An 8,491-nucleotide genomic window follows, 5' to 3' on the forward strand; every position below is an offset into this window, starting at 1 on the left:
ACACAGCTTTATAGGAAATGGGCGGAGATGGATAAGCGGTTTATCCCCGCTGACGCGGGGAACACATGCAAGCAAGACCCGGTTATCGATAAGACGAAGGTTTATCCCCGCTGACGCGGGGAACACACTAAGCATACATATCTGTTTTTAAACAACTTTATTTCACATCAACAATCTACCAACTAAATTCAAACATTTCCTTATTTTTAAAAATCGGATAACTTATTGATTATCAACAGGAAGAAAAGAAACCAAACGTAACCCATCCAAATCCACCGGAATACGCCGGTTTTCACCCCAGGTCTGAAATTCAAAACCCGACTCGGTATTGGTCGCCCAGGCCATCACAACATTTCCGCAACCTGCCAGTTGAGTGATCTGCTGCCAGATCATCTCTCGAATACGTTTGGATGTATCTCCGACATACACACCGGCACGCACTTCCAGTAGCCAGATAGCGAGCCGTCCACGTAAACGTGGAGGAACATTTTCCGTTACAACTACGATCATACTCATCCGCCGCGTCCTCGATGACCGCTATCGCCTAACGTTTCAGGTTCGGGGATGGCTGGCGGTAGCATATCCGGCGCAGGTTGTGGCGGTTCAATTTCACCTGCGGCAAGCACTTCCTCAATTAACGGAATTAATTTGCCCGTTACTTTACTACTACGGAAAATATCACGGCAGGCCAGCCTCACTTCTTTATCAGGTTCTGCCGGGTGTCTTGCCGCTATTTCAAATGCCTTTGGCACAACCAAATCAAATTTAATGATATCGGCTATGTCATAAACAAATGAAAGCGGTTTGCCACTATGGATAAAACCAATAGCGGGCGCATATCCCGCAGCTAATACTGCAGCTTCAGAAATACCGTACAGGCATGATGTGGCAGCACTGATGCAGCGATTGACAACATCGCCTTTTTCCCAGTCTTTAGGATCGTATTTGCGACCATTCCATTTCACACCATATTGTTTCGCCAGTAATGCATAGGTTTGGCGAACGCGGGATCCCTCAATTCCCCGTAGCTGCTCCACTGAACGGCGAGCTGGCGGTGGCTCACGAAAACGTAATTCATACATTTTGCGCACCACCTTCAGGCGTAGATCTTCCGTTAAAGCCAGCTTTGCCTGGTAGAGTAACTTATCAGCACGCGCCCCACCGGGTTGTCCGGAAGAGTAGACGCGAACACCCGCTTCACCGACCCAGACCAGTAGCGTCCCCACCGTGGCGGCCAGATGCACCGCCGCGTGGGAAACTCTCGTTCCCGGTTCGAGCATAATGCAGGCGACCGATCCCACCGGAATGTGCGTGCGGATCCCGGTTTTGTCGATCAGCACGAAAGCGCCGTCCAGTACGTCGATTTGACCGTACTGGAGGAAGATCATGGAGGTGCGATCTTTTAATGGGATCGGGCTCAGCGGTACAAACGTCACGCCTCTGCCCCTGGTTTGATCAGCATCAGACCACAACCGAACGCCCGGCTTTTGCCATACCCCTGACTGAGACGTTGCAGAAATAACCCAGGATCGGTGACCGTAAGCATCCCCGTATAATCCACACTACTGAACTGGATCAGTTGCCGGGAGTTTTCCCGCCGGAGTTGTTGTTGTCGGTAGGCATCAACCGAGGTATCCAGTAGTGTAAAACCACTTCTTTCCCCCTGCGCTGCCAGCCAGTCCAGCGCCGCCTGTTGTTGATGCAACCAGATATCACGCCCTACCGCCTGCCCCTTCACCTGCCGTTTCGCCTCCATCAGCAGATCGTGGCGCTTGCCCGCTTTACAGATTGTTGGATTCGCCCGCAGGTTGAAACAAAGTTGTTGTCCGGTACGCAGCTCGGGCGCAAATGACCGGCATTCGATGGTGAAAGTTTCACTTTCCGCCGGGCGTTCCTGCGAGAGGACAAAAAAGCGAAACGCGCCCTGGAGTTCTTCCCGACGATAAAGAAATTGCCTTTCTTTGCCGCCAGGGAAGAGATCCCACAACCACTGATGCATCACATATTCACCGCGATCCACCAGATGCAGCAACTGCGCAGGCGAAAGCTGGCCGGTATGTAAGGTTATTCTTGAGAGGTACATGGTTCCTCCTTGCTGAGCCACGGCCCCTGATTGATGGTGCGTTCCCCAAACAGCCATTGCCGACGATTTAAAGGAACATCCCGGCGGCGCAATATTTTGCTCGCGACCAGGCCGTCGTGCTCCCCTTCCCACCAGCATTCATCCTGAAGTTTCGGGAGTGAGACTTTCAGTTCGCGGAAACGATCCTGATACTGTTGGTATGCGTTACGTAAGACATCAGACGCGTTGCCTTCGAGCAGTAACGGCGCAAGTGGTAACGCCAGCGGATGACTTTTTCGCCCCAGATAAAGCGGAAAAACCGGATGGCGTAAACCGTCCTGCAACTGTTCGAGGCTGTATGGCGCATCGGGGGTTTTTGCCACAGCTACCATCCACCAGGCGTCGGTGTAGTAGTCGCGTCGGGAGATAATCGCGCTTAGCAGTTCAGGATTACTCAACTCTTCGCTACGGCTGAAATAACGCGCTTTACGCACCTCTTTTGGCATCTGGATCGTGTGATAATCCCGTGCCCAGCGCGGGTTACGGCTGGCGCAAACCACCAGTGAATAGTGGCGATTAAACGCGTTTAAGCGTTCGGTATCATCACGCCGGATCCCTACCCCGGCAGCAAGCAGCCCCAGCAATGCTGAGCGCGAAGGCAGTTCATGGGTATGACGCACTTCGCCGGGGGCATCGACGCCCCAGGATGCCATCGGCCCATGAAGCTGAAAAATCAGATATTGGCTCATAAGCCGCCCCTTACGCGCAGATAAAGTCCAGCACGTCCTTCATGCTTCCCTGTTTGTTCATCACGTCAAAACTTGCGTAATCGGTCTTCTGTTCGTAGACCGTATTCATATTTTCGCGAAGAGTTGTAATACGCTGCACCGCCACCTCTAACTGACGGGTGCCATTAATGGGTTCATAGAAAGCTGCCGCCAGAGAACGCGGTTGATCGGTGCCTTTTTCTGCCAGCGCCCAGGAGGCATAAGCCCGGCTGGCAAAGCTGTTTTGTTTTCCGGTTGGAGAGACTTTGAGCGCGGCTTCCGTAAAGGCGCGCAGGGTCTGATTAGCTAACGCTTCGTCACCGCCGAGGTTTTCTACCAGCAGATCTTTATCAATGCAGATATAGGTGTAGAAGAGCGCAGAACCGAATCCGGTTTCTCCCAGATGCCCGGCACCGGCATCTTCAGAAGCCTGGCGTAAATCATCAACGGCGGTGAAAAAATCATCTTCGACAATTGTTTCACTGACACCAAACGCGTGCGCGACCTGGCAGGCGGCTTCAACATTAAACTCAGGTTTATTCGCCAGCATACGACCAAACATGGCGATATCTACCGCCATGCGATCTTTACGTAACAAAGAGAGATCGTCCTCTTTTGGCGCGCGCTTTTCTTCTGCCAGTTGATGGGCCAGCGCTTTTACGGCGTCAAATTCTGCTGGGCTGATATGGACGAGTTGTTCAGTTTCGGCATTAGTGAGCGGATCTTTTGGTTTTTTGTCGTTTTTAGCTTTCCCAAGATAATCTGCAATTTTTGCCGCCCATTCGATGGCTTTTTTCTCTTCGATTCCTTTCTCAATCAGGATAGTTGCCGCTTCACGCGCAATACGCCCACTGCGAATACCAATATGGCCCGCCAGTGCCTGTTCAAAAAGTGCAGAAGTGCGCCATGCACGCTTCAGACTTTGCGAGGAAACGCGCAGACGCGTTGCACCACTCAGCACCACAGTTTTCGGCGCACCGGTATCATCACGGTTAAGGTTGGCAGCAGGGTAAGCGGTTAACAAATGAAGCTGAATAAATGTCGTCATGAGATAGTCCTTTATTAATTTTGTTCGTTATCGGCGTCGCCGGCCTGGTAATATTCCAGCGCCCAGCGGATACGGATAAATTCTGTTGGCCGCTGCTGGCGGCGGTGATTATTGAGCAGGTCATCGCTCTCCTGGCACCAGCGGAAAATATCGTCTGCCAGAGAGATAAGATTGACGGAACCATTTAATAATTTGACCGCGCGACGTAACTGACGCAGTAAATCATCCGGTGTTTTGACTGCCGACAGGCGAGTAAAACGCCCTTCAGACATTACCGCCGCCAGCTGCGCGGCAAAAGGCTGCCGTTCATCAATAGCTTTTACATTGGCGCTAACTGCGGCGACCAGCGCCAGTGCGGTAAAACGCCACTCTTGTGCTTCAATTTTCCACAAAGTGTGGGTCTGCATCAGCAGAGAACGAAACCCTTCTGACAAGCAAACATCATTAATCGTTGTGCTACGCCGCAGACTGGCACGATTGCCGCGTTTAGCCTGCAACTCTTCGTGCCATTTACGCAGCGTGGCTTTGTGCTCCTCTTTTACAATACTCATTCAGCAGCCTCCTGCTTTTTCTCCCTGGCGGCTTTAGCACTTTGCTTCTCCGCCGATGTTGTAAAATATTTCTTGCGCGCGGTCATGACGCGTTTTAAATCAACGGGCTCATAAGGATTGGTGAATACACGCTCGTCAAAATCCTGACGCGCGAATAACCAAATTTCCTTTTGCCATTTGCCGAGTAATTCATCCAGATCCTGACCTTCTTCAATTTGGCGCACTAACCTCAGGAAGCGATGCTGAGTTTTGTTCCAGAAGTCGATATCCACAAAACTAAAATCCCCCCGTGCGCCTTTTGGATCGGAGAACCATGCTTCTTTTAGTGCACTCCGTAACAGACTTAGAATTCGTGAAGCTGTTTGCGCAGCCAATCGTAGCTTCGGTATCTGGCCTTCTTTTTTATTGAGCAGCAGCGGGAAATGGTGTTCGTACCAACAACGGGCTTTCATGTTGTCGAAATCATAGCCAAATCCCCATAGGCCCACTTTTGCCTGCTGCAGACTGCTGGCATTAAAGAGTTTCACCACCAGCGCGGGAAGTTCCGTATTGTTTTCTGACTTACCCGTTTCGATAAGGCCTAACCAGTCGCGCCAGATTAAACCGCCCGGTTGTGGTTTAACCGAGTAAAACTCGCCACCCTCTTTAAGCGGTACACGGTAAGGCGTTAAGGGATGCTGCCACATGGCATAATTCGCACCGTAATTTTTGGTCGTCATCAGGCTCAGGAGCGTGTCGTTCTGCTCGCCGCAAATATCGCAGTTGCCGACTGTGGTGGTATTAAAATCAATACGTATACGCCGCGGCATTCCCCAGTAGGCCTGGAGTTTATTGACCTGTTCATCGGTTACCACCGCACCGGCCAGTTCGCTGGTACGCGTCGGGCCAAGCCAGGGGAAAACCAGATCATCAAATTTTTTGGGTAACGGTAAGTCGGATTCATCCTGCGGCATCACATTGAGCCACAGTTTGCGCCACAAGGGCGTTTGTTGATTGCCCTGATATTCCTGTAATTCAATCAGAGTGGTCATCGGCCCACCGCCGCGCAAACCGGTGCGATAGCCTTTTCCACCCGCTGGTGCATTCAATTGTAAAGAGAACAAGGCTAGTGCTAAGCAATGAGGACACAGATATTCCGTTACACCACGCTTGATAAAGTGGTCTTTATTAAACTTCGTCGTTTGAGAACCGGGAATTTCAGGCAGTAACGAAGCGACCGGAACTTTATCTCCCGTGAGCGCCTCGAAATCCTGCATAAATGAAGGGGAATCTGGCCCAAACTGGAAAGCGTGTTCTAATGACAGCAATGCTTCCCGTAGCTTTTCAGCCTCCAGTCCGTCTTCCCAGATATCATCCCAACGACCATGATTTTTGGGCGCGAAACCGGTTTGTAGTAGCCCCAGCAAAAACTGCCATGCCGCCCCCTGGAGATCTGCCCGCGGCGCAGCGATATCGACAACATTTTCATCAGCCAGATCGACTGGTGCCAGTTTGCCTGTCGTTCCGTCTTTAAAACGAACGGGCAACCACGGGGTTGTCAGAAGTGAAAACGAGTTCATACGCATCCTCTCGTAAAAAAGACCATCCCAGGTCGGTTGTCCATCCTTCCATCCTTTTCTGTATATCAACTATTCAGAGAGTCCTGTCGCAGACATCTCAACCAACCTTGCCAATCAATCCCTCTGTAGCCGAATACCCGCAACTTTCGTCATCAGTGACTAAAATTACGTTTGCCATCTCCGGATCTTGCCGCTGTTCAATGCACCACTGCCTGAACGCTTCCCCTTCCAGTAAAGAAAACTCATCCCGATGTTTTTTCCACCAGCTTCGGCGCACTCTGGCAACGCTCATTTCCCATGCGTGTGCACCGGTGGCATAAGGCTTCACCACACCGTCAATACAGCTAGCCAGCCACAGGGAAACAGACTCCTCAGCCAGACGTGTCGACAGTTTTTCCGGGAGGTAATCGTTGATACTGGCGGCATAGCCGGGCCTGAAGTTCAGCACAAACTTTTTAGCCATTGCGCGATCGCAGTAATATTTGCCCACTTGCTCCTGCTCGCTGCGGGCAAACCCTTCCGGTATTACCACGTCCTCACCGTAGACGGATTCAATAAGAAGCCGGGCTGAGTGTGGCATCTGAATAGCACCTTGCTCACGCAGCACACGCTGCGTCAGCCAGATTCGCCCATGATCGGGGTAGACATATGCACTGTTCCGCATGGCGCTACCAAACCATTCGTCATCCGGAGAGTCGTCCCAGACGGGGGCCAGAATCAGCAATTCAGGAGGAGAACGCTCGTCTTTACCGTCACGCTTTAACTGACCATAAATATCGCGGATATGCCGCTGTAATCGCCCCGCTCGCTGGATCAGCAAATCAATCGGGGCAAGATCGGAAATCATTTCGTCCAGGTCGCAATCGACGCTCTGCTCTAAGACCTGAGTACAAATAAGGACTTTTCCGGCACGCTGTGAGCTATCTTCTTTACCAAAGCGTGCCAGCGTCTCCGTTTCAATTCGCTGGCGATCGCTAAAAGCAAAGCGGCTATGAAAAAGTGAAAGGCTGGCAGCAGGAATGATGCCGCTGGCAAGTAACTGACGATAAACCTTAATAGCGTCATCGACAGAATTCCGGATCCAGGCGATGCATTTCCCCTGACTTACCGCCGATTCGATACGTGCCATACATTCTTGTTCGCTATGAAGCCAACCCACGCTCACGCTACGCTCAACGTCTTTGCGCGTCGCTACCCGGTGTGAATTCACATCCGATTTCGTGACATGCGTCAGCCAGGGGTAATCGTCCTTTTCCAGGAACGGGGCTTCTTGCTGGCCCTCTGTACCCCGCGCAAAGGCAGCGACAAGTTTGTCACGCTGCTGTTGAGATAACGTGGCAGAAAGCAAAATGACGCTGTTTCCGCCACGTGCCTGCCACTCGATCAGCCCTTCAAGAATGCACGACATGTAAGCATCACAGGCGTGTATCTCATCAGCCAGCAGGATTTTGTTACTCAACCCCAGAAGCCGCAGATTATTATGTTTAAACGGCATCACTGCCATCATCGCCTGATCCAGCGTGCCGACGCCAATTTCAGCCAGTAGCGCCTTCTTGTTACTGTCGGCAAACCAGGCCGCACATCCCTGACTGAACGTTTGTTCATCCGGTTCTTCTGCCCCGACTAAATCACCGGACCAGAGTGAGTCATTAAAGCGGTCCATTAATGTGCGGGCACTGTGTGCCAGCACCAGGCTGGGGCGGGACTCTGGCGAATAGAAAGCAAGCCAGGTTTTGACCAGCCGATCGTACATGGCATTGGCCGTTGCCATTGTTGGCAGGCCCAAAAACAAACCCTGTGCTTTCCTCGCAGCCATCAACCTGTGCGCCAGGATAAGCGCCGCTTCTGTTTTACCTGCGCCAGTCACATCTTCCAGAATAAATAACTGTGGCCCTGGCTGGCTGATATCCAGATCCAGTACCTTTTGCTGTAACGGTGTCGGGTGCTCAATAAAAGGAAACAGCGTATTAATTCCGGTGAAAGGCACGGTTTGTGCTTTTGGCGGGAAGACGGTTAAGGCGTTTTGAGCCTGAACTAAAGCCTTTTGCCAGTAATCTTCAATATCCATTGTCTGTGCGACGCGTGGAAAAAATCGCGTTGACGATCCCGTCCAGTCTGCAAGTACGACGGTTGCAGAGATATACCAGGAAAGTTGTTTTATAAGTTCAACGCCCTCGTCCTCATCCCAGAATGCGGGGATCTCGATGAGCGGAAACAGTGGTTTGATTGCAATGAGAAAATCTCGTGCAGCAGCTTTATCTTCAGGCAGAAAATTATCCAGTTCATCAATACGGTCAGGAGGCCGACCATGATGCCCGGTAGTTACGGGCATCCACATATCTATTACCCGTTTGAGCTTGCGCGGAGAGAGTGAAGATGAAGGAAGCAACTCTTCGCATCCTCTTAAATAATGATGCCACAACCAGTAGCCCAGCGTTGAATGAGAGATTTTTTCGTAATTTTTTCTGGCACCTTCCGGCCTCCTGAGTTGTGGGTGCAGGTAA

8 protein-coding genes and 1 CRISPR repeat array (1 of these 9 running past the window's edge) are annotated in these 8,491 nt (G+C 51.4%); all 8 genes read right to left on the reverse strand.

Going from position 1 to position 8,491, the window contains the following annotated elements:
* Positions 1 to 126: direct repeats of the CRISPR family, unit length 29 nt; unit sequence CGGTTTATCCCCGCTGACGCGGGGAACAC; it begins 452 nt to the left of the window's first position.
* A gap of 96 nt (positions 127 to 222) precedes the next feature.
* Complete coding sequence (gene cas2e, locus FFT88_RS19360; RefSeq protein WP_135403780.1) at positions 223 to 516, reverse strand: type I-E CRISPR-associated endoribonuclease Cas2e; 294 nt, start codon at positions 514 to 516, stop codon at positions 223 to 225.
* Positions 513 to 1,436, reverse strand: coding sequence for a type I-E CRISPR-associated endonuclease Cas1e (gene cas1e / locus FFT88_RS19365; RefSeq protein ID WP_135403779.1), 924 nt, complete (start codon positions 1,434 to 1,436; stop codon positions 513 to 515). The genes cas2e and cas1e overlap by 4 nt, the downstream gene beginning before the upstream one ends.
* Complete coding sequence (gene cas6e, locus FFT88_RS19370) at positions 1,433 to 2,083, reverse strand: type I-E CRISPR-associated protein Cas6/Cse3/CasE (RefSeq protein WP_135403778.1); 651 nt, start codon at positions 2,081 to 2,083, stop codon at positions 1,433 to 1,435. The genes cas1e and cas6e overlap by 4 nt, the downstream gene beginning before the upstream one ends.
* Complete coding sequence (gene cas5e, locus FFT88_RS19375; RefSeq protein ID WP_135403777.1) at positions 2,065 to 2,811, reverse strand: type I-E CRISPR-associated protein Cas5/CasD; 747 nt, start codon at positions 2,809 to 2,811, stop codon at positions 2,065 to 2,067. The genes cas6e and cas5e overlap by 19 nt, the downstream gene beginning before the upstream one ends.
* 10 nt (positions 2,812 to 2,821) lie before the next feature.
* Positions 2,822 to 3,877, reverse strand: a complete 1,056-nt coding sequence (gene cas7e / locus FFT88_RS19380) for a type I-E CRISPR-associated protein Cas7/Cse4/CasC (protein WP_135403776.1) — start codon at positions 3,875 to 3,877, stop codon at positions 2,822 to 2,824.
* 14 nt (positions 3,878 to 3,891) lie between these two features.
* Entirely contained in the window at positions 3,892 to 4,428 is a 537-nt protein-coding gene (gene casB, locus FFT88_RS19385) for a type I-E CRISPR-associated protein Cse2/CasB (RefSeq protein ID WP_135403775.1), read from the reverse strand.
* Positions 4,425 to 5,987: a type I-E CRISPR-associated protein Cse1/CasA gene (gene casA, locus FFT88_RS19390; RefSeq protein ID WP_135403774.1), complete on the reverse strand. Its 1,563-nt coding sequence runs from the start codon at positions 5,985 to 5,987 to the stop codon at positions 4,425 to 4,427. The genes casB and casA overlap by 4 nt, the downstream gene beginning before the upstream one ends.
* A 97-nt stretch (positions 5,988 to 6,084) precedes the next feature.
* Positions 6,085 to 8,491, reverse strand: a 2,407-nt coding sequence (gene cas3, locus FFT88_RS19395; RefSeq protein WP_135403773.1) for a CRISPR-associated helicase Cas3', incomplete at its 5' end; no start/stop codon positions are given.

The sequence above is a fragment of the Escherichia sp. E4930 genome (genome assembly GCF_005845405.1).
Taxonomy (GTDB): Bacteria; Pseudomonadota; Gammaproteobacteria; order Enterobacterales; family Enterobacteriaceae; genus Escherichia.